15 protein-coding genes and 1 riboswitch are annotated in these 22,024 nt (G+C 42.7%); of the genes, 9 read left to right on the forward strand and 6 right to left on the reverse strand.

Annotated features, from left to right (window positions below):
- Nucleotides 1-8: 8 nt before the first annotated feature.
- Complete coding sequence (locus A1QO_RS05195; RefSeq protein ID WP_017033748.1) at nucleotides 9-251, reverse strand: YciN family protein; 243 nt, start codon at nucleotides 249-251, stop codon at nucleotides 9-11.
- 357 nt (nucleotides 252-608) lie between these two features.
- Here A1QO_RS05195 and topA point away from each other — a divergent pair, with 357 nt between their 5' ends.
- From topA to A1QO_RS05220, 5 genes are all read left to right on the forward strand, one after another.
- Nucleotides 609-3,236: a type I DNA topoisomerase gene (topA, locus tag A1QO_RS05200; RefSeq protein WP_017033749.1), complete on the forward strand. Its 2,628-nt coding sequence runs from the start codon at nucleotides 609-611 to the stop codon at nucleotides 3,234-3,236.
- 150 nt (nucleotides 3,237-3,386) lie between these two features.
- Nucleotides 3,387-5,102: a GGDEF domain-containing protein gene (locus tag A1QO_RS05205; RefSeq protein ID WP_017040190.1), complete on the forward strand. Its 1,716-nt coding sequence runs from the start codon at nucleotides 3,387-3,389 to the stop codon at nucleotides 5,100-5,102.
- Between the two features lie 338 nt (nucleotides 5,103-5,440).
- Complete coding sequence (gene glgC / locus A1QO_RS05210) at nucleotides 5,441-6,658, forward strand: glucose-1-phosphate adenylyltransferase (RefSeq protein WP_017033751.1); 1,218 nt, start codon at nucleotides 5,441-5,443, stop codon at nucleotides 6,656-6,658.
- Nucleotides 6,648-8,102 carry a glycogen synthase GlgA gene (gene glgA / locus A1QO_RS05215; RefSeq protein ID WP_017040189.1) on the forward strand — a complete coding sequence of 485 codons (1,455 nt, stop codon included), beginning with the start codon at nucleotides 6,648-6,650 and terminating at the stop codon, nucleotides 8,100-8,102. The genes glgC and glgA overlap by 11 nt, the downstream gene beginning before the upstream one ends.
- Before the next feature lie 229 nt (nucleotides 8,103-8,331).
- The gene (locus A1QO_RS05220) at nucleotides 8,332-9,129 is read left to right on the forward strand and encodes an alpha/beta fold hydrolase (RefSeq protein ID WP_017033753.1); all 798 of its coding nucleotides are present in this window, start codon (nucleotides 8,332-8,334) and stop codon (nucleotides 9,127-9,129) included.
- 100 nt (nucleotides 9,130-9,229) lie between these two features.
- On the opposite strand, the gene A1QO_RS05225 is transcribed toward A1QO_RS05220, so the two are convergent.
- The 4 genes from A1QO_RS05225 to torD form a co-directional block, all read right to left on the reverse strand.
- Nucleotides 9,230-9,922 (reverse strand): TVP38/TMEM64 family protein, encoded by a 693-nt coding sequence (locus tag A1QO_RS05225; protein ID WP_017033754.1) that lies wholly within the window; start codon nucleotides 9,920-9,922, stop codon nucleotides 9,230-9,232.
- 146 nt (nucleotides 9,923-10,068) lie between these two features.
- A complete protein-coding gene (locus A1QO_RS05230; protein WP_017033755.1) occupies nucleotides 10,069-10,659 on the reverse strand; it encodes a TfoX/Sxy family DNA transformation protein in 591 nt (196 codons plus the stop codon).
- A 113-nt stretch (nucleotides 10,660-10,772) separates the two neighbouring features.
- Nucleotides 10,773-10,875, reverse strand: a riboswitch (cyclic di-GMP riboswitch).
- A 142-nt stretch (nucleotides 10,876-11,017) separates the two neighbouring features.
- Complete coding sequence (gene purR / locus A1QO_RS05235) at nucleotides 11,018-12,025, reverse strand: HTH-type transcriptional repressor PurR (RefSeq protein ID WP_017033756.1); 1,008 nt, start codon at nucleotides 12,023-12,025, stop codon at nucleotides 11,018-11,020.
- A 248-nt stretch (nucleotides 12,026-12,273) separates the two neighbouring features.
- Complete coding sequence (gene torD / locus A1QO_RS05240) at nucleotides 12,274-12,921, reverse strand: molecular chaperone TorD (protein ID WP_017040188.1); 648 nt, start codon at nucleotides 12,919-12,921, stop codon at nucleotides 12,274-12,276.
- Nucleotides 12,922-13,163: 242 nt separating this feature from the next.
- Between torD and torR the strand changes: the two genes are divergently transcribed.
- Nucleotides 13,164-13,877, forward strand: coding sequence for a two-component system response regulator TorR (torR, locus tag A1QO_RS05245; RefSeq protein WP_017040187.1), 714 nt, complete (start codon nucleotides 13,164-13,166; stop codon nucleotides 13,875-13,877).
- A gap of 149 nt (nucleotides 13,878-14,026) precedes the next feature.
- On the opposite strand, the gene elyC is transcribed toward torR, so the two are convergent.
- Nucleotides 14,027-14,830 carry an envelope biogenesis factor ElyC gene (elyC, locus tag A1QO_RS05250; RefSeq protein WP_017033759.1) on the reverse strand — a complete coding sequence of 268 codons (804 nt, stop codon included), beginning with the start codon at nucleotides 14,828-14,830 and terminating at the stop codon, nucleotides 14,027-14,029.
- Between the two features lie 497 nt (nucleotides 14,831-15,327).
- Between elyC and mukF the strand changes: the two genes are divergently transcribed.
- Genes mukF through mukB form a run of 3 tightly spaced genes read left to right on the forward strand, consistent with a single transcriptional unit; the run spans nucleotide 15,328 to nucleotide 21,918 of the window.
- Complete coding sequence (gene mukF / locus A1QO_RS05255) at nucleotides 15,328-16,665, forward strand: chromosome partition protein MukF (RefSeq protein WP_017040186.1); 1,338 nt, start codon at nucleotides 15,328-15,330, stop codon at nucleotides 16,663-16,665.
- Nucleotides 16,646-17,392 (forward strand): chromosome partition protein MukE, encoded by a 747-nt coding sequence (gene mukE, locus A1QO_RS05260; protein ID WP_017040185.1) that lies wholly within the window; start codon nucleotides 16,646-16,648, stop codon nucleotides 17,390-17,392. Before mukF ends, mukE begins: the two co-directional genes overlap by 20 nt.
- The gene (mukB, locus tag A1QO_RS05265; RefSeq protein WP_017040184.1) at nucleotides 17,389-21,918 is read left to right on the forward strand and encodes a chromosome partition protein MukB; all 4,530 of its coding nucleotides are present in this window, start codon (nucleotides 17,389-17,391) and stop codon (nucleotides 21,916-21,918) included. Before mukE ends, mukB begins: the two co-directional genes overlap by 4 nt.
- The last annotated feature ends 106 nt before the right edge of the window (nucleotides 21,919-22,024 follow it).

A 22,024-nucleotide genomic window follows, 5' to 3' on the forward strand; every position in this document is an offset into this window, starting at 1 on the left:
AAGCTTTTTTATTGTTGGAGAGTAAACTCTTTAGAGAGGTGGAGAGCAAGGTACTTAAACATATTGAATACCGCCGTCGTATTGGCTGTAGGCATTCCGTTTTGATCTAAAAAATACTCGCCTTTAAAGATTAAAACCTCTTCTTTTTCTTCCACAGAGGTGGCTCTCATACCCTCAATATAGTCATCATGCTCCTGAATAATCTGATTGGCAATGAGCAATAAATCGAAACTAGAAATGGCGTTTTTCATGCGTATTTGGCTACTTTTTTGATGGATGGCATTTAGATATCGCTCTATCTTATGCGAGAAAAAAGGAAATTCAATGGAAAATATGAAAATGGATTTTGTGAGTTACGACTAAGTTTTATGTTAATGATTGGAAGCACAACGACTTAGGTGTTTAGTATGTGCCAGCTTATTGAGGTGCAGTCATTTATTTCTCGGTAATTTACCCGTGATTTTGTCGATTTGTCGACCAATTGAATTTATTTTTTAAAAAAAGATATTGATCTTCTTCGAATCTCGCTCGATAGTAAAAAAAGAACAAGCATTTAAGTATGTCATGCGATAAATTTCGCGCAGCGATTAAGGACATTTGAGTCAATTATGGGTAAATCACTCGTTATAGTGGAATCACCAGCCAAGGCAAAAACTATTAATAAGTACCTTGGTAAAGATTTCATCGTTAAATCTAGCGTCGGTCATGTGCGTGATCTTCCGACGGCGGGTCAAAGTACCGGAAAAAAAGCTGCAGCTATCTCGACTAAAGGGATGAGTGTTGAGGAAAAAGCACGCATCAAGAAAGAAAAAGACCGCAAAGCTTTAATCAAGAAAATGGGCATTAACCCATTTAATGACTGGGAAGCGAATTATCAAATACTTCCAGGTAAAGAAAAAGTCGTCGCCGAACTACAGAAATTGGCTAAAGATGCTGATTATGTTTATCTCGCAACCGATTTGGACCGCGAAGGAGAAGCGATCGCATGGCATCTTCGTGAGATCATCGGCGGTGATGAACAGCGATACAAACGAGTGGTCTTTAACGAAATCACCAAAAATGCGATTCAGCAGGCTTTTGAAACGCCTGGTGAATTGAATATGGATGGAGTCAATGCCCAACAAGCTCGACGTTTTATGGATCGAGTGGTTGGCTTTATGGTTTCGCCATTACTCTGGAAAAAAGTAGCACGAGGTTTATCGGCTGGTCGAGTTCAGTCGGTTGCGGTTAAACTTCTTGTCGAACGAGAGCGTGAAATTAAAGCGTTTATTCCAGAAGAGTTTTGGGACATTCATGCGAATACTCTGACTAGTACAGAGACTAATTTCCGTTTACAAGTTGCTCAAAAAGATGGTGTTGCTTTTAAGCCGACCAATGAACAGCAAACGCTATCTGCGGTTAATACCTTAGAAAATGCCACTTTTGAAGTGTGCAAGCGTGAAGATAGACCGACATCAAGTAAGCCATCTGCGCCTTATATCACTTCAACACTGCAGCAAGCTGCGAGTACACGTCTCGGCTATGGCGTGAAAAAGACCATGATGCTTGCTCAGAGGCTGTATGAGGGTGGTTACATCACGTACATGCGTACAGATTCAACTAACTTGAGTTCAGAGGCTGTAGAGTCTGTGAGAGAGTATATCAACACTGAGTTCGGTGAGAGCTACTTGCCAGCTAAACCTCTTGTTTACGGTAGCAAGGAAGGCGCTCAAGAAGCTCACGAAGCGATTCGTCCGTCTAGTGTTGAGGTTAAAACGGAAGACTTGCAAGGTATAGAACCTGACGCTCAGAAAGTGTACACATTAATTTGGAATCAGTTTGTTGCCTGTCAAATGACGCAAGCCAAATACGATTCTACCACCGTGAGCGTGAAAGCGGATGAATACACATTAAAAGCGAAAGGTCGCATCCTCAAGTTTGATGGTTGGACTCGTGTTCAACGCCCGTTAGGTAAAAATGAAGATCAGATTTTGCCCGCAGTACAAGTTGGCGATACATTAAAGCTTGAAACTCTAGAGCCGAAACAACATTTTACCAAGCCACCAGCCCGATTTACGGAAGCGGCACTTGTGAAAGAACTAGAGAAGCGTGGCATTGGTCGTCCTTCTACATACGCCTCTATTATTTCTACGATTCAAGACCGTGGTTATGTCAAAGTGGACCAACGTCGTTTCTATGCAGAGAAAATGGGTGAAATTGTCACCGATCGCCTCGATGGTAGTTTCGATGATTTAATGAACTTTGACTTTACCGCTCGAATGGAAGCTAAGCTTGACCAAGTCGCAGAAGGTAATATGGACTGGAAGGGGGTTCTCAACAACTTCTTCACAGACTTTACCGGTGATTTAGAAAAAGCCGATCTCGATGAGCTTGAAGGCGGAATGAAGCCAAACAATATTGTGGAAACCGATATTGAATGCCCAACCTGCTCGAGACCTATGGGGATTCGCACCGCATCAACAGGCGTGTTCTTAGGTTGTTCGGGTTATGCGCTGCCACCCAAAGAGCGTTGTAAAACGACAATAAACCTAGGCGATGAAGACGGTATTATCAATGTACTTGAAGAAGACGTTGAAACTGAGGCATTGAGAGCTAAGAAACGTTGTCCGATTTGTGAAACAGCAATGGATGCGTATCTGATTGACGAAAAACGTAAGATGCATGTTTGTGGTAACAACCCAAATTGTGATGGTTACGTTGTTGAGTACGGTGAATTCAAAGTTAAAGGTTACGACGGTCCTCTTGTTGAATGCGATAAATGTTCCTCAGATATGGTGCTAAAAAATGGCCGCTTTGGAAAATATATGGACTGTACCAGCGAGACCTGTAAGAACACGCGTAAGATTCTGAGAAATGGGGAAGTTGCACCACCCAAAGAAGATCCGGTTCATTTACCTGAATTACCATGTGAAAATTCAGATGCGTATTTTGTTTTGAGAGATGGTGCGTCTGGTCTATTCATGGCGGCGAGTAACTTTCCTAAATCGCGTGAAACCCGAGCACCATTGGTTTCCGAGTTGGTTCGGTTTAAAGATAGGCTATCCCCTAAATTTACTTACTTGGCTGATGCGCCAACGGAAGACCCTGATGGGTTGCCTACCGTAGTTCGATTTAGCCGTAAAACGAAAGAAAACTATGTGCGTTCTGAAATAGACGGTAAGCCTTCTGGCTGGACTGGCATGTTCGTCGATGGGAAATGGGAAATTACCGATAAAAGGAAAAAGCCCAAAAAGTAACGATTGAAAGCAGCTCACAAGAGCTGCTTTTTTCATACTTAAGTATGAGTTTTGCTTCTGAGATGTGATATATCTTATATTTTCCAGTGTCCCCTATTTACCTCGCAATCAACTAGCTCTAATGATGGAATAGTTACTAGAGTGATCGCTATGAATATTCGCACACAACTTACCTGGCTTTATACAATTGCTACGATCACTTTGATTGTGGTTGTCTTGTCGGTTGTCCGATATTATGAGCGCCAATTAACTATCGATCTGTTGTGGAAATATGGACAGATAGCCTCGACTTTCGATTTTGATAGTCTCTTACATGATGTTGAGCATGATGTCAGTATCGTTGAAGCATTGGCGACAAATCGCGCATTAGTCGCATGGGCGCAAGACACCGATCATGCCCAGTTCAAACATTCTGCTTTGCAGGTTCTTCATGATTTTCACCAGCGATTTCATTCCAAAAACTCCTTCATTGCTTTAGACCAGTCACTGGAGTACTACTTTTTTGATTCTAGCCAGACTTCACAGGAGGAGGGGGGCGTCCTTCAACATCAATTAGAAGAAGGGAATGAGCATGATCGTTGGTTTTTCGATCATAAAGCCAGTGCGTTAACCGTGAATGTGAATTTAGATTACAGCAAGGAACTCAATGAAATATTTCTCTGGATTAATCAGGCTATCTACAATAAGGGTGAATTTCTTGGCATTGCTGGGACGGGTCTAGAGATATCAGAGTACAAACAGCACTTAAAGGAAAACGCGGAGGTTGGGATTAACACCATCCTGGTTGATCCGTTTTACCAAATCCAGCTTCCACGTCGTCCACAACCGTCTCAACAGGATCCTAAGCCTTTAGCGTTTAGATCCATTATTGAGACTGTTGTCGACGAACAAGATTACCTGAACATTGAATATCTAATGGAAAGGCAGCGTCTAGGTCAAGAGCCAGATAGGTTAGTTACTAAACTAGAAAGCAGTAATGTCATCGCTGCAATCGAATATCTCGATGTGATCGATTGGTATGAGATCTCGTTTATCAATGAAAAACACATTGTTCAATATAAACAGTCGTATTTGATTTACATCTTAATCGCCATTGTGATCGCTATTTTTTTTATGGCGCTTTATACCGTTATCGACAAACTGTTCATAAAGCCAATAGTTGATACGCACGCCTCCTTACATCGATATTTAGATCCAAACAATAATGCGAAAAAAATGCGATTTATTAAAAAACCAAGTAACGAAATTGGGGCAATGATGAGTCAACTAGAATTGATGACCCACCCGCCCAAGCAGAAATCAGAACGACAGTCTTTTCAATCGACACCGACACGACATGACCTTCATAGCCTAGAAACGTTAGACCCATTGACAGGATTGTACAGCAAAGTTGGAATAGAAAGAGAGATCTCTAAGGCGATAGCCATTTCTCAGCGAGAGGGAACGCGCTTTGGTTTGCTGTGGGTAGATATTGAACAATATAATTGTCATGATTTGTCTCTATCATCAGATATTGACGATGAAGTGAGCTATTCAGTCGCCGCCGCGATACAGACTTGCGTTAGAGAATATGATTCTGTTTGCCGTTGGAGTTATCGAGATTTTCTGCTCATGACCAACACCGATAGCGACAGATCACTAGAAGACTTATGCAAAAGGCTTGTACGTCAAATACGCAGTGTTCCTATGTTGTCTGATTACCGTTTAACAATCGGGGGAGCGTGTATTGATTCAAAGGACTCAATGAGAGATGCTCTTGCTAAAGCAGATGGCGCTTTATATTTAGCGAAGCGTTCGGTGAATAAATCCTATGTATTATGGTCAGTAGCTGACGAATCTGTAGCGAAATCGTTGTTTGATTCATAGCATCGCCGTCAGGGCATGTAAGTATTTGCAATATAAATGATACGAATAATTCCTTTATGGAACTTACATCAAAACCTTGTGTGTTTAATGTTACTGATTTGTTCGTATTTACTCTATATCTGTGAGCTAGCCAAGAATGTAAGAAGGAAACATAAAGGTAACTAACGTAATTGCATATTTGAAATTGTATTATTTTCGGAAGCAGTTACCGTATAGGAGCTTGATCGCGAAGTCGAAGTCGTTGATATCGACTTTGTGTAAAAGAAGGAACAGTGGCGCTACCCCCAATACTAATAAATATAGTGCCAAACAATAATATAATAAATATGGAGAAAAAAATGGCTGGTGTTTTAGGTATGATTCTTGCTGGCGGCGAAGGTTCTCGCCTTAGACCGTTAACCGAATCTCGGAGCAAACCTGCAGTCCCGTTTGGAGGCAGTTATCGTTTAATCGATTTCGCTCTGAATAACTTTGTTAACGCAGATTTGATGCGTATTTACGTACTGACGCAATTCAAATCTCAATCTTTATTCCACCACATGAAAAAAGGTTGGAATATCAGTGGGATTACCGATCGATTTATTGATCCAATCCCTGCTCAAATGAGAACGGGAAAGCGTTGGTATGAGGGAACTGCAGACGCAATTTATCAAAACTTGAACTTCATGCAATTAGCGGAACCGGATCAAGTCTGCATATTTGGCTCTGATCATATTTATAAAATGGACATCAGGCAAATGCTTGATTTCCATAAACAAAAAGAAGCGGCTTTAACGGTTTCTGCACTTCGTATGCCACTTGCTGAAGCGTCACAGTTTGGTGTCATTGAAGTTGATACAGAAGGCCGCATGGTGGGTTTCCAAGAGAAACCGGCCAATCCAAAGGCAATTCCAGGCGATCCGGAAAATGCATTAGTATCGATGGGCAACTACATTTTCGAAGCACAAAACCTTTATGCAGAGTTGATTGAAGATGCAGATAAAGAAGGCTCGTCGCATGATTTTGGCAATGACATCATTCCAAATATGTACCCACGTGGCGATGTGTTTGTTTATGACTTTAGTACGAATACCATTACAGGTGAGAGAGAAGAAGTTTATTGGCGAGATGTAGGTACGATCGATGCGTATTGGCAGGCTCATATGGATTTGTTGAAAAAGGATCCACCGTTCTCTTTATACAACCGAAAATGGCCTTTACATACATTTTATCCAGCATTACCACCAGCAACCTTTACCGACTCAGCCAATGGACGTGTTCAGATTATCGATAGCTTAGTCTGTAATGGTAGCTATGTTCGTGGTTCAAGAATTGAAAAATCAGTGTTGGGTTTCAGAAGTAACATTGCTTCAGCGTGTGATATTAGTGAAAGCATTCTATTAGGAGACGTCAAGATTGGTGAAGGCTGTGTATTGCGCCGTGTCATTGTTGACAAAAATGCCGATATTGCGCCAGGAACTCAGATTGGTGTGAATTTACAAGAAGATAAAAAGCACTATCATGTGTCAGAAGATGGTGTTGTTGTGATAGGAAAGGGCGAGAAAATTGGCTACTAAAAAGCTATCGATTTTATTTGTTGCTTCTGAGGTTGAAGGATTGATCAAAAGTGGTGGCTTGGCGGATGTTGCCAAGGCACTGCCTGAATCCTTGCAAAGATTGAAGCAAGTGGTGAAACTAGCTATTCCAGCTTACAGCCAAATCCCTAATATTGAAGATGCTGAGGTGTTGATTGATACTCAGTTGAATAGTTGGCCACATACTGAATATCAAGTCGTGAGTACCGAAGTATCAGGTGTTCCTGTCTATGCGATTCGTTGTGAGAAATATTTTTCTCGCAAGGAAATGTATGCGGAAAATAATCAAGCTTATACAGACAATGCAGAACGGTTCGCTTTTTTCAGTGCGGCAAGTTTAGACATGCTCCCTAAGCTTGGCTTCCAACCAAATATTGTTCATGCGAATGATTGGCACACGGGCCTCGTCCCATACTTTCTGAAAGTTCGTCATCAAGCAGACGCCTTTTATCAAGGCATGAGAAGTGTTATCTCAATTCATAACGCCGTTTTTAAAGGTGTGTTCAGTTACGATGAATTGCAGTCGGTCCCTGAGTTTCACTCTAGACATGTGCCGGAAGCTGCGGTAAGCGATACACATATCACTATGCTGAAAGCTGGAGTGATGTGTGCTGACAAGATCAATGCCGTTAGCCCGACGTACGCGGAAGAGCTTAAGACCGAGCTTGGAAGCCATGGCATGTCTTATGAGTTCAATCGTCGTAAAGATGATTTAGTGGGTATCCTCAATGGATGTGACTATTCATCGTGGAATCCAGAAACGGATGACTACCTGACTAAAACCTACAAAGCGACAAAGCAAAGTATGGTTCGCGGTAAGAAAGCTAATCGTCAAGCCTTACAAGAAGAAGTGGGTTTGCCGGTTAAAGATGTCGCCCTTTATGGGATGGTTTGTCGTTTGACACATCAAAAGGGTGTTCACTACTTGTTACCTATTTTGCATGAGTTTCTTAAGCATGATGTACAAATCGTCATTGTCGGTACCGGAGATCCAGTACTGGCGAGTCAATTGAAAGACATTGCGGCTCAACACGGAGAAAAATTCGCATTTGTCGAAGCGTATAGCAATAAGCTGGCTCATTGGGTCGAAGCTGGTTCGGATTTCTTTTTGATGCCGTCTGAGTTTGAGCCGTGTGGCTTGAATCAGATTTATAGTATGTCCTACGGCACACTTCCGATAGTACGCGGAGTGGGCGGTTTAAAAGACAGCGTCACGGATTACGATGAGAACCCTGAACAAGCAACAGGTTTTGTCTTTACTGAGCCAACGGCAAATGCTCTTTTGCTGACGCTTATGCGTTCACTGTTACTTTATGCACAAAATACCCCAGAGATTCGTCGACTGCAGCTAGATGCAATGAAAAAGAATTTTTGTTGGGATGATGCAGCTAAGCACTATTTAGCTATGTATCGAAGTACTCAATAACACTCTATACATTCAAGCGCCTACGGGTGCTTTTTTTTTGCTTAAACGATAAAGGTTGTGCGGTTTAGATTTTGTAACATTAATGTATCCCTATGTGAATGGTTGCGTCAGGCAACAACTAGAATACTATTTGAGTGGTGTTTATTATCCGATAAATAGCATTTGCGATAAAATATGGTAGGCTTCTATGTTAGGTTCATTAGATTGCGTATTTAGGTTTTATTGAATAATGTCACAAACTCTACTTTTTCATAAGACATACGAACACCCTTCAAGTAATGAGTGGGTGGTTTTTGTGCACGGGGCAGGTGGAAGCTCGTCGATATGGTTCAAACAGATTAAAGCATACAAAGAGCATTTCAATATCTTGCTGCTTGATCTTCGTGGGCATGGAAAATCAAATCTATTTATCAAAGATCTTATTGCGAATCGTTATACGTTTAGAGAAGTGACCCTGGATATTTTGAAAGTACTGGATCACGTTAAAATTCGCTCTGCCCACTTTGTTGGCATGTCTCTAGGGACGATCATTGTTCAGAACATTGCAGAGATTGCGTCAGAGCGTGTACATAGTATGGTTTTAGGGGGCGCTGTTACACGGCTTAATATTCGTTCTCAAATATTAATAAAACTTGGTGACTTGAGTAAACACATCATCCCGTACATGTGGTTATATCGTTTGTTTGCTTATGTTGTTATGCCTCAGCGCAATCAGAAAGAGTCTCGTCATATGTTTGTACGAGAGGCAAAAAAATTATGTCAGAAAGAGTTTAAACGTTGGTTTATTTTGACGGCGGAAGTCAACCCATTGATGAAGTACTTCAAAAATAGAGAGTTACCGATCCCGACACTCTATTTAATGGGTGAGCAAGACTATATGTTTATCCAACCGGTAAAAGAAATGGTTGCGGCTCATCAAGATAGCAAACTGCTAGAAATACCTAATTGTGGCCATGTATGTAATGTTGAGCGCCCGGAAGAATTTAATCGTTACTCTATAGAGTTTATTAAAAACTGCACTCGATAGGTAGATTCCACTCACGCAAGAATCCCACCCAAGCAAGATCAATTAGGTGCTACACGAGCCTTATTCCGTAGCACCACGACTTTTTTGCCTCAAGAATACGTTACCCTTCATTTTGCTTCGCAGAGTCACTCTTTCTTATTATCGTCATAGCTTTCTTGGTGATGATTGGAAATAGCCCCAACAAAACAAACGATAGAATTACAGGCAAGGAGACAATGCCTGAAAGGCTTTCTATGTTGGCGAGTTGTGTTCCCGCGTTAAGATAGACAGCGGTACCCGGTAGCATACCGAGTTGGCTCACGAGGTAGAATCTTAAAGCTGATATTGGCGTCAATCCCATTAAAAGGTTGATCAAAAAGAATGGAACAACAGGGATAAGACGCAGTGAAAAAAGATAAAACGCGCCATCTTTTTCTACCCCTTCATTAATCGTCGAGAGTTTGGAACCGAATTTCTTTTGAACCCATTCCTTCAACAAAAATCGACTACTAAGAAAGGCAAGCGTTGCGCCTATTGAGCTGGCAAAAGAAACTAGAACTAAGCTGGTCCAAAATCCAAACAACGCGGCACCTAATAGAGTAACAACCGCAGCACCTGGTATAGAAAATGCGACCACAACGATATAAATCACAAAGTAACTTAGCGCAGCGATTACAAAGTTGGATTCAATAATATTACTCAATGATTCTTGCTGTGACTTTGCATTCTCTAAAGTCAAAAGGTGCCCGTAGTTTATCGTTAGAAACAAAATGGTGCCTATCAGAAAAATGGCAAAGAGTATTTTTTTATTCATAGTTAGAGAACCAGTAAGTTGATGTGTTTATAGAGAACCGTATTAGGGTGAAAAAATTTCAAGTAGCAATAGAATAAAAAGATTCAAGCTTTGATGCTGATAACGAGGCATAAAAAAACCAACATATGAATGTTGGCTTTTTTGAGTTATCTTAATCGATTCGCGAGTTCTTCCCGTCTCTCTTGGGGAATAACAGACCAGTGAGTCCCCTTAATGGCGCCTTCTAGCGCCCAAAGAAGCTCCAGCCCCACATCTGATGGGTGAGATTGCTGAATGGCCTTATAAGCGGCTACAGAGCCTTGTTCCTCAAGCGTTGCTACAGAATCAATACCCGCTTTTTTCAGCATTCTTTCCGTTGCCAACCTAAGATTTGGTAAATCCTTAAGGCGATCCGGTTTTGCAGATGCTTGGCTTTCTTTCTCTTTCTTTGCAATCTCTAATGAGTTTTTCGCTTCAGCGAGAGTGGTTGCTGAATCTGACATCCAATCATCAGGTAACGCATAATATTTTGTTACGACAGGGTGTCCGCGCTTTTTATAGACATATGGCATATAGCCTTGCTGCTTGAACTTTTTAACGGCAATGCTATCGGCTCTTATGTGAAGTTTGTCATTTACAACAAGTGCAAACATTGTGTCTTCAACAAAAATACCGAAACCGCCAAACATTGAACGAGACTTTACTCGTCCAAGCTGTTCAAACAGCCTCATTGAGTCTTTTAGTATTGGTTTATCCATGCTGTATGTTCTCGGTGTATGTTAAATACGCCACCAAATCAGGTCCGAGAGGTTAGCAAAATATGCAGAAACTGTGTCATTTACGGGTAAATTTTATGTTTGCATTGCTTGCCATCGGTAACCCCGCTACCTACCAACTCCTGTGATAAACAGAATGTTTGGTTTAGGCCGGAGGCTTTGCGTCCCACCTTTTCAAGTGGTTTGCCCTGTGCGTGACTGAAAATAAAGCTTTGATCAATTTGAATGAGAATCACAAAACCGCCTGGTTAGTGTGATGTTCATCCAACAAATTCATCTCAATATTGAGTCTAAACTATAACATATAATTAGCAAGTAAAGAAAAGCCGGTCAAAGCAAACTACTTATTGAGATCCTTTACGGTGTTTCGTTCTACGATTTCAGGGTGCATCTCAAATATGCGCTTTTCGTGATCTTTATCTTTGATTCTCTCAAGCAAAATTTCAAATGCATTTTTACCTACACGACGTTTGGGTTGGTGTACGGTCGTTAGTGGAGGAGAAAAGTACTCAGCAAGCTCAATATTGTCATAACCAATGACAGAGATATCGTTAGGAACGTTAATCCCTTTTTGCCCCAAGCGACTGATTAAACCGAGAGCCATCGTGTCGTTGAAACAGAAAATGGCCGTTGGTTTGTTGTCCATCGCCGCAATTTGGTCTGCTGCTAAGACTGCGGTATCACACTCAAAGTTACCTTCTAAGATCCAATCTTCATCGATTTTTAGGTTGGCTTCTGTCAATGCTCGCTTAAAGCCTAAAATGCGCTCTTGGCATGCTGCTTTTTCAAAATGCCCGCTTAGACAGGCAATATCTTTATGGCCTTTATCAATCAGGTATTTTGTGGCGAGATAACCACCTTCTTCTGAATTATCGATTATTTTATCAGCCTGGGAGCTTTCTGGGCCCCAATCCATGACAACCTTTGGAATGGTTGAGTGACGATCAAGCATTTCTCGAAGTTCTTCAGTAAGGTCAGAACACATGACCAGAATGCCATCCACTCGTTTCTCGGCCAGCATGCGAATATAGTCACGCTGTTTTTCATAGATACCGCCGGTGTTACAAAGAATCAGCGTGTAGCCTTGGCGATAACAATAGCTTTCAACACCGTCAATGACTTCAGAAAAGAAAAGATTAGTAGACTGAGTGACCAGCATGCCAATAGTTCGTGTTGTGTTGCATTTTAAGCTGCGGGCAACGGCACTTGGCGCGTAGTTGAGCTCTTCAACGGCTTTATTCACTTTTTCTTGTGTCGTTTCTGCCACGAATCGCGTTTTATTGATAACGTGAGAAACAGTGGTCGTTGATACGCCAGCTAAGCGAGCAACATCTTTAATTGTGGCCATAATTCTTTTCCTGTTAATTGCAGTTGCAATTCCATTCACTAACAAAGCGTTTCAGTGCTTACATGAGCAAAAACATCTTATTATGAGTAAAAACACAAAAACCGCCAATAATAGCGGTTAGTTAGTCATTCTTTTGTCGTTATTATTTCAATTTTAGACGTCATGTGAAGGACAAGCAATGAAAAGCGGTCATATTCGCGTGATCTAAAACGACAATTAGACAATATCATGGTGTTTATATCGAGTTTTTACTCGCCAGTTAAGTACTGGCAATCGAGTTCCAGAAAAGCACGCATCAATTCAGATACTGCAGCATAGAAACCGAAATCATCCAATTGCTGACATTTATGAGTGAATTGCGGGACCCAAGATAACAAGTAGGTTGAGATAAACTGTTCTTGCTCAATCAGCGCTTGGTCAAGGTGCTTTTCTATTTCAACTTCATTGGAACGGATAATCAGGTGACCTAAAAAATCGAGCTCAATAGCGATATGATCAGCCGGTTCATTGAGGGTTTCATGCACTGCCACATTATGCTTCGCCATCAGATCCGCCATTTCCTTTGCAGGGGTATCGTTGAGTATTCCAGCCTCGCCAATATAAATTGACGCGTATGGCAGAGCCGAATCTTTATCTGACTTTAAAAATAGGTCACAAAAGTCAGCAGATAACTCAAGTTGTGCATCTTCTCTATCTTGCAGTCGATTCAGTGCATCAACGAGTTTATCAATCGCAGGCTTTAATGATGGGTTCTCTCCCAAACCAGTAAGGAAAGCTCTAATCTGAGCCGACTGGTACTGTTCGATATCCGGTTCTGTGAGTTCTTTGGCGAATAGACTAGATAGCCACCAGTAGATTTCAGCACGTTTTTCGTTGAATGCTTTTGTTTCTTGCATTGTCATTAGCCTTAACAGAAATTATCTTTCTAGTTTAACGAATAAAAATGAACAGGGTTACTTAAGAGTATGATAAAAATTGTGAAATTATGTCGAATTATGAACAGATTCAGCTATCTTGTTTTGAATCAATAAACTTGCAAGATTTGTCCAAACTTAACCGGATGAGCTAGAATTGTGATGAATTATGAATAGAATGGCTCTAGCAAAATCATTCCAATGAATAAAAATAAGTGGGTTAAATGACTTATCATATACTGGTCGTCGAAGACGATGCTGTCACACGCAGTAAGCTGGTCGGCTACTTTCAGAATGAAGGTTATACGGTGAGTGAAGCTCAAAGCGGTGAACAGATGCATGAAATATTGAACATGTCCTCTGTCGATTTGGTCATGCTTGACATTAACCTTCCAGGCTCTGATGGCCTGATGTTGACACGAGAACTGCGAAGTCAGTCGGACATGGGTATTATTTTGGTAACCGGGCGAACCGACAGCATTGATAAGATTGTTGGCTTAGAAATGGGCGCGGATGATTACGTCACCAAACCCTTTGAATTACGTGAACTGCTGGTTCGAGTGAAAAATTTATTGTGGCGGATCTCAACAGCAAAGAATGCCTCTTCTCTCCCTACGGTAAAAGACGCCAACGAGAAATTGGTTCACTTTAGTGATTGGACGTTTGATATTCAGCGCAGAGCACTTAGCCGTGATGGTGTTCCGGTTAAACTGACCAAAGCCGAATACGAATTGCTTGTTGCGTTATCATCGTACCCTAACCAAGTGCTAAGTCGAGAACGTATACTCAACATGATCAGTCACCGCGTTGATGCGCCAAACGATCGTACTATTGATGTGTTGATCAGACGCATGAGAGCGAAAATGGAATACGACGCAAAGAACCCGCAAATTTTTGTCACTGTCCATGGCGAGGGGTATATGTTTGCCGGAGACTAAACCTAGCATTCGTAAAAGATTGTGTTCCCACAATCACGGTATTTATTCATAGGATAGACAAAAAAGCCCGAAGTTTATGACTTCGGGCTTTTAATATGGGAGCGATCTATCTCGGAGATTCATAAATTTAACCGTTTTAGAGATGACGCCTAAAGCGTATTGTCTTCTACTTCCAAAACGTTCTCTTCGTAATTGGCGGCTTTATCACGTAATGTTTGCCAGATCATCCCTAAGGTTTCGTGCCAATATCGTTCTGTTTGCTCTAGGTAGCGTGCTCTTGGTGTGTATTTTTCCCAAGGCTGATTAATATTTTGGTGGGCCAAGTAGTTAGTTGGCGCAGGAACTGGTTTAATTCCAGCGGAGTGAAACTCGTTTAGTGAGCGCTGCATATGACTTGCCGATGTAACGAGTATCAGTTTTTTCTGACCGACAAACGCCGCGGCTTGTCGCGCTTCTTCCCACGTATCTTTGGCTGTTTCCAGCAAGATAATATCAGACTTGGACACCCCTAACGCGAGTGCAACTTTCGCCATCATTCGCGCGTTACTAAATTCAGAACCTCCAGCGTAACCTGAGAGAATCAGTTTAGAACCCGGGTACATACGAGAGATTCGAATCCCTTCACTCAGTCTCATCAACGCAGTGCGACTGAGTTCAGAGGTGGGTGGGATTTGATCATCGACCACATGCCCACTGCCTAGAACCATCACGTAATCGATAGATTCATCGATGGGTAAAAAGGCAGAGTAAGTCCGCTCCATTGGCATTAGAAGGCGCGTAGAGATAGGTTGGAAAGCAATGAGGAAAATACCGCAAAGAGAAAACAATACGACAAAACATCCTGTCTTTCGTTTAGCGGTAAACATAATAAGCATCAAGCCTAAAAAACCAACAATGAGCATTGCAGGTAAAGGCATCAACAATGAAGAAACAATCTTTTTCAGCTCAAACATACAAAAATAGTCCGAAAAAACACCACTTGATAATAAAAATAGGAGAATCCTTCTCTATTCCTACCATTCCTATGACAGAATAGCGGGACAATTCTTTATCATAACCCAACTGTTGTAAGCGAACGCCGTGATTTCGACGATATCGCCCACAAATTTGTAAAAAACATGGATGGTTTGAGTAAAGCCTAGGCACGCCAAGTCATTGTTTGGGAAGACCTTCGGTTATTTTTACACGGTTTGAACATGGGTCTTTGTTACAGAAAGCACTTAGCGACTCTATTAAAACGGGCTCGTTAGGAGAAAATACTACGACACTCGTTAGACATTTATTCACTTAAAGGTGAATAGAGTATAGCGAGGATAGGGAACAACCCATAATAAGAAGCAGTACTGATTCTAGACAAACAGTCATGTCGAATAAGAGCCGTACTTGCCATTAGGCCGATGCATTGAAGTGTTGATGTGTTGGTAAAAAGAAAAAGAAATCAGGAATAGACATGAGTGAGATGACTCTCAATGTTGCTGAACAGCCAGTGGATGAATTGGTTGGTTGGGTAAAGCAGCACGATTTCTCATTAAACCTCTCAAATGAACGGCTCGCATTTTTAATAGCGTTAGCGGTTTTAAGTGATAATAGGTTTGATGAAGAACTGGGTGAAGGTGAGTTGCATGATGCTTTTACCATCGTCACTCGGATGTTTGAAAGTACCGGAGAAGCCTCCGCGTTTCGCGCGAATAACGCGATCAATGAATTGGTCAAGCAACGTTTAATCAGCCGTTTCACCAGTGAAGTGACGGATGGGGCGAGTATATACCGATTATCATCGCTTGCTATCGGCATCACCGATTACTACCTGCGTCACCGAGAATTTTCTAAGTTGAAACTATCGATTCAGCTTTCTATGGCTGCTGATGAAATGGCGAAAGCGTCTAAGTCAGCCCACCAAGGTGGCGATGCGACGCACTGGAAAAAGCGAGTGTATGGCGTTTTGAAATACTCGGTGGGTGAAATATTTGACCAAATCGATCTCAATCAACGAGTGATGGATGAACAGCAGCAGAACGTAAAGCTTCAAATAGCAGAGCTATTGAATAAAGACTGGCGAGAAGCCATTAATAATTGCGAATCTTTACTGTCAGAAACGTCGTCGACATTAAAAGAACTGCAAGATACCTTGCAAGCCGCTGGTGATGAACTGCAAACCCAAATTCTCGATATTCAAGGGTTGGTTTATGGTGATCCTACCTTTGAAGAAATTGAAGAAGCCTTGTTCAGTTTACAAACTAAATTAGATCGAATCATCAGCTGGGGTCAGCAGGCTATCGACCTTTGGATAGGGTACGATCGCCATGTGCACAAATTCATTCGTACTGCGATAGACATGGATCAAAACCGTGCGTTCAGTCAACGCCTACGTCAATCGGTTACCGATTATTTTGATTCTCCATGGTATCTGACTTATGCCGATGCGGAACGATTAAGTGACTTACGAGATGAAGCCCTTGTTCTTCGTGATGATGAAGTCACAGGGCAAGTTCCACTTGACGTTGAGTATGAAGAAATTCAACGAGTGAATACAGAGTTATCAACCAAAATCAGTTCGATGCTCAAGCAGCATAAAGAACAGGGCAGCCATATCGATCTAAGTCAGGTGCTGCGCGACTATCTATTCACTCATCCACAGACTCATCATTTTGATTTAGCCAGAATGATTATTGATCAAGCCGTTCGATTAGGGTATTCGGAATCAGACTACCGAGCGATTCAACCTAATTGGCAAGCAATTAATGATTTTGGTGCAAAGGTACAAGCAAATGTCATCGACCGATATTAATGAATACATGCCAGAAAACCTGGCAAAAGCAATATCAAACCCACTGTTCCCAGAACTCGACAGCCTATTGCGCATGGGGCGTCATGTATCGAGTGACGATCTGGATAAACACGCTTTACTCAGTGATTTTGAAACGGAATTGGCCCTTTTCTATCAACGCTATAACGTTGAGTTGGTGAAAGCACCGGAAGGCTTTTTCTATCTTCGTCCACGTTCAACTTCGCTTATCAACCGCAGTGTATTAACTGAGCTCGATATGCTGGTGGGTAAAGTTCTGTGTTTCCTGTACCTAAGCCCAGAGAGACTTGCCCATGAAGGCATTTTTACCAATCAAGAGCTGTATGAAGAGCTACTGAACCTCGCTGATGAAAAGAAACTTATGAAGTTAGTGACAAACAGGGCAAGCGGATCAGATTTAGATAGAGAAAAACTGTTTGAAAAAGTACGGACTTCACTGCGTCGATTACGCCGATTAGGCATGGTAATTAATGTGGGTGAAACCGGTAAATTTCAGATAAGCGAGTCGGTTTTCCGTTTTGGTGCCGATGTTCGTATTGGTGATGATGTTAGAGACGCGCAGCTGCGTTTGATTCGAGATGGTGAAGCGGTGGTTCATACGCAACAACCAAGCCAAGGGGAATTGTTACAAGATAGCGACGACTCTGAAGACAATGATGACGCTCAATATAGCGAAGCAGACGAAATAGATATGGAAGGTAACGCATGATTGAAAGAGGAAAGTATCAATCACTCACGATGATCAACTGGAACGGTTTCTTTGCGCGAACCTTTGATATTGATGATTTAGTTACCACCTTGTCGGGTGGGAACGGTGCGGGTAAGTCGACCACTATGGCCGCTTTTATTACGGCGCTTATTCCAGACCAAAGCTTACTTCACTTTAGAAATACAACAGAAGCGGGGAGCTCACAAGCCTCACGTGATAAAGGGCTTTACGGGAAGTTGCAGCCTGGCGCATGTTACGCAGCTCTTGACGTTGTGAACTCGAAAAAACAACGTTTACTGTTTGCCGTGAAGCTTCAGCAGGTGGCCGGTCGAGACAAAAAAGTCGATATTAAACCGTTTGTCATTCAAGGTTTACCGAGCCATATCAAGCCAACGGATATTCTGATTGAAAGCGTTTCAGACAGCCACGCTCGCGTTCGTCAACTGAACGAAGTGAAAGACGTCACCGCTCAATATGAAGGGGCTTATTTTAAAGCATTTAGCTCGATAGTCGATTACCACGGGCAGATGTTCGAATATGGTGTGGTGCCCAAAAAACTGCGTAACAGCGGCGATCGCTCTAAATTCTACCGCCTGATTGAAGCGTCTTTATACGGGGGTATCTCGAGCGCGATTACGCGTTCATTACGTGATTATCTGTTACCACAAAATGGTGGCGTTAAAAAAGCGTTCCAAGACATGGAATCGGCATTGCGTGAAAACCGCATGACTCTAGAGGCGATCAAAACGACCCAAGCGGATCGTGATCTGTTCAAACACCTAATTACCGAATCAACACACTACGTTGCAGCCGATTACATGCGTCATGCAAATGAGCGCAAGGCTAAGTTAGATAATACCTTGGCGCTTCGTTCCGAGCTGTTTAGCTCACGAAGCACTCTCATTGAGCAACACGATCTATTGACCAATGTGCAGCAAGAACTTGAAGCGATAGTAGATAAAGAGTCGGCACTGGAACAAGATCATCAAGGTGCTTCCGATCATCTCCAATTAGTGCTTACTGCGTTAAGGCAACAAGAAAAAGTGGAACGCTATGAAGGGGATTTGGAAGAGCTGAATGAGCGCCTTGAAGAACAGCTGATGGTGGTTGAAGAAGCTCAAGAGCAACTTATGACGGTTGAGCAGCAAGCGCATATTGCTGAAGAAGAAGTGGACAGCCTAAAAACTCAGTTGGCAGATTATCAACAAGCATTAGATGTTCAGCAAACTCGAGCTTTGCAATATCAACAAGCTGTACAGGCGTTGACTAAAGCCAAAACCTTACTTGCTAATGATGACCTAACCGCCGATTCTGCTTCGTCAGTATTAAGCGAGTTAAAGCGCGAAGAGACACAACAGACAACGTTATTACTGGCACTGAAGCATAAGCTTGATGTTTCATCGGCCGCCGCTGAGCAATTTGAAACGGCACTGGCACTGGTGAAATCGATCGCAGGCCCAGTTGAACGTGTTGATGCTCCTAGTGTGGCGAAAGAGATACTCAATAACCGTCGTCATGCTGAGCAAATCACTCAAAATGAGCAGCAATGGAAAGCACAGTTCCGAGAAGTCGAGCGTCAATTAGAGCAGCAGAAGCAGCTCTTGGACTCGGTCGCTCACTATCAAAAACAATATCACGTCAATTTGGTTGATGAAGTCAGTTTGGAGCAAGAGCGAGAGCGCCACTCCGAGCAAATAGACAGCCTAGAGTTTGCCCTAGAAGAGCTGCGTGAAAAGCGCAGTGAGCAGCGCAACCAGCTTCAGACTGTGAGTGGTGAAATTAAGAGGCTAGAAGGGATAGCCCCGACATGGATTGCGGCGAATGATGCGTTAAATGGGTTAAGAGAGCAGAGTGGTTCTGAGCTGCCTGATAGCCACTCGGTTATGCACACCATGCAGCAAGTCTTAGAGCAAGAAAAAACCTTGTCAATTGAGAAAGATCGCTTAGCTCTAAAACGAACAGGATTAGATGCAGAAATTGAACGCCTAGCATCGCCAGGTGGTTCAAATGATCCTCGCTTGAAAGGGTTGGCCGATACCTTAGGCGGTGTCCTGCTTTCTGAAATCTACGATGACATTACTCTCGGTGATGCGCCTTATTTCAGTGCAATGTACGGCCCGGCACGTAACGCGATTGTGGTTTCCGATCTTACTGATATTAAAGAGAAGCTGGTGGATCTTGATGATTGCCCAGAAGACCTTTACATCATTGAAGGGGATATCGACGCTTTTGATGACAGTTCATTTAATGCCGATGAGCTTGAAGGGGCGGTTTGTGTTCTGCTTAACGACCGTCAAATGCGTTACTCGCGTTTTCCAGAGATCCCGCTGTTTGGCCGAGCGGCACGTGAACAGCGTTTAGAGCTATTGCGAGAGGAACGTGAAGAAGTATTAGAACATCATGCCAAGGCGGCTTTTGATTCGCAAAAACTGTCTCGTTTGTACCAAAGCTTCAACCGCTTTGTCGCGAGCCATATTCAAGTTGCTTTTGAACACGATCCAGAGCAAGCACTTGCCAATCAGAGAGAGATTCATACTCAAGGGGCACGTTTACTATCAGACCTAGAGTCTAACGAGCAGCAGCTTAACAGCCAACGTCAAGCAAGTAAGCAAGCACTAACGGTGTTAGATAAATTGGCACCGATGATGGCGCTCATTGAGGACACTGAACTCGGTGCTCGCTATGATGAATTAGAGAGTAAGATGGCTTCGTTAACAGAAGCAAAAGCTTTTCTATCTCATCATGGCAAACAAGTCGACGCTTTGTCGCAAATCGTCAATGCGCTAGACAGTGATCCTGAGCAGTATGAAGCCTTAACACTTGAATATCAGAATGCAGACCAAAAACTCCAGTCGCTAAAAGCAGAAATCTTTGCGGTGGCGGATCTGGTTGAGCGTAAACAGTATTTTAGCTATTCCGATTCTGTCGATCTATTGAACCAAAGCAGCGAACTGAGCGAGCAGTTGAAATCGAAGTTGGTGGATGCTGAACGCGCACGCAGTCGTTATCGCGAAGACTATAAGCAAGTTCAAGGGCAGATGAACCAATACCAGCAAGTTTTAGCGTCACTAAAAAGTTCACATCAAGCCAAGCAAGAAACGGTACAAGAATTTAAGCAAGAGCTGAAAGAGTACGGGGTAACCACGGATGAAAGCGCGGTAGAACGAGCACAACGCCGTAAAGACGAATTGCATGAACTATTACACACTACTCGACATCGAAAGAGTGAGTGCGATAGAACCATTACGTCGACTGAGCTTGAAATTAAAGGGTTGGCTAAGCGACTAAGAAAAGTTCAGAAGGAATACATTGAACTGCGAACGTTCGTTGTTGCGGCGAAAGCCGGCTGGTGTTCGGTGCTGAGGTTAGCTCGTGAAAATGACGTTGAGCGTCGTTTGCACAAACGTGAACTGGCGTACTTGTCTGCGGGCGAATTACGCTCTATGTCGGATAAATCATTAGGTGCCCTCCGTTTAGCGGTCGCGAATAATGATGACTTACGCGATGCACTTCGCCTGTCAGAAGACAATGCCCACCCTGAACGTAAAGTTCTGTTCTACATTGCGGTGTACCAGCATCTGCGCGAACGTATTCGTCAGGATATTATTCGCACCGATGATCCAGTTGAAGCGATCGAAGAGATGGAAGTCGAACTCGCCCGATTAACGGAAGAGTTAACGTTGCGTGAAAATCGCTTAGCGATCAGTTCAGACTCGGTAGCGAGCATCATTAAGAAGACGATTTTACGAGAGCAAAATCGCATTCGTATGTTGAACCAAGGATTGTCCAACATTGGATTTGGTCAGGTTAAAGGGGTTCGTCTCAACGTTAAAGTCAGAGAAAGCCATGAGATTTTGTTAAATGGGCTTTCTGATCAACAGTCTCAGCATAAAGACTTGTTTGAAAGTACGCGCTTTACCTTCTCTGAAGCGATGGCAAAACTGTTCCAGCGCGTTAACCCGCATATTGACATGGGCCAGCGTTCTCCTCAGGTGCTTGGGGAAGAGTTACTTGATTATCGAAATTACCTAGAACTCAGTGTTGAAGTAAGCCGCGGTTCTGATGGCTGGCTTCAAGCTGAATCAGGCGCATTATCAACGGGTGAGGCGATTGGTACAGGTCAGTCAATTTTGCTGATGGTTATCCAAAGTTGGGAAGAGGAGTCCCGTCGTTTACGAAGTAAGGATGTCATTCCATGTCGTTTGCTATTCTTGGATGAAGCCGCGCGTTTGGATACCAAATCAATCTCGACCCTGTTTGAGCTTTGTGATCGTCTGGATATGCAGCTATTGATCGCCGCCCCAGAGAACATTAGCCCAGAAAAAGGAACAACGTATAAATTAGTACGTAAAATCTTTAAAGATCATGAACATGTGCATGTTGTTGGTCTGCGAGGTTTTGGTCAGGCAGCAAAGTCGTCACCCGCAATGGATTCACTTGAGGCGACTCGCAGTGAATCATTCAATAATGAGCCAAGTGAAGAACAAGGCGAAGCGTTAAACGCAGAATTGGTTGAAGGATCGTAGCTCAGGCTCGTAATGCAGGTTAGTGGTGAATTTGGCTATGTAAATGAGCTATGTGATTGAGCCACTGCCCCCATTATTCCTGTTCGATATACCCATAAACAAAAAA

Origin of the sequence: Vibrio genomosp. F10 str. ZF-129, assembly GCF_000287055.2 — a bacterium.
Classification (GTDB): domain Bacteria; phylum Pseudomonadota; class Gammaproteobacteria; order Enterobacterales; family Vibrionaceae; genus Vibrio.

Excerpts from the sequence above, each read along its gene's own strand:
- A1QO_RS05195 (WP_017033748.1), bottom strand. The coding sequence starts at position 251 with ATGAAAAACGCCATTTCTAGTTTCGATTTATTGCTCATTGCCAATCAG.
- topA (WP_017033749.1), top strand. The coding sequence starts at position 609 with ATGGGTAAATCACTCGTTATAGTGGAATCACCAGCCAAGGCAAAAACT.
- A1QO_RS05205 (WP_017040190.1), top strand. The coding sequence starts at position 3,387 with ATGAATATTCGCACACAACTTACCTGGCTTTATACAATTGCTACGATC.
- glgC (WP_017033751.1), top strand. The coding sequence starts at position 5,441 with ATGGCTGGTGTTTTAGGTATGATTCTTGCTGGCGGCGAAGGTTCTCGC.
- A1QO_RS05220 (WP_017033753.1), top strand. The coding sequence starts at position 8,332 with ATGTCACAAACTCTACTTTTTCATAAGACATACGAACACCCTTCAAGT.
- A1QO_RS05225 (WP_017033754.1), bottom strand. The coding sequence starts at position 9,922 with ATGAATAAAAAAATACTCTTTGCCATTTTTCTGATAGGCACCATTTTG.
- A1QO_RS05230 (WP_017033755.1), bottom strand. The coding sequence starts at position 10,659 with ATGGATAAACCAATACTAAAAGACTCAATGAGGCTGTTTGAACAGCTT.
- purR (WP_017033756.1), bottom strand. The coding sequence starts at position 12,025 with ATGGCCACAATTAAAGATGTTGCTCGCTTAGCTGGCGTATCAACGACC.
- torD (WP_017040188.1), bottom strand. The coding sequence starts at position 12,921 with ATGCAAGAAACAAAAGCATTCAACGAAAAACGTGCTGAAATCTACTGG.
- torR (WP_017040187.1), top strand. The coding sequence starts at position 13,164 with ATGACTTATCATATACTGGTCGTCGAAGACGATGCTGTCACACGCAGT.
- elyC (WP_017033759.1), bottom strand. The coding sequence starts at position 14,830 with ATGTTTGAGCTGAAAAAGATTGTTTCTTCATTGTTGATGCCTTTACCT.
- mukF (WP_017040186.1), top strand. The coding sequence starts at position 15,328 with ATGAGTGAGATGACTCTCAATGTTGCTGAACAGCCAGTGGATGAATTG.
- mukE (WP_017040185.1), top strand. The coding sequence starts at position 16,646 with ATGTCATCGACCGATATTAATGAATACATGCCAGAAAACCTGGCAAAA.
- mukB (WP_017040184.1), top strand. The coding sequence starts at position 17,389 with ATGATTGAAAGAGGAAAGTATCAATCACTCACGATGATCAACTGGAAC.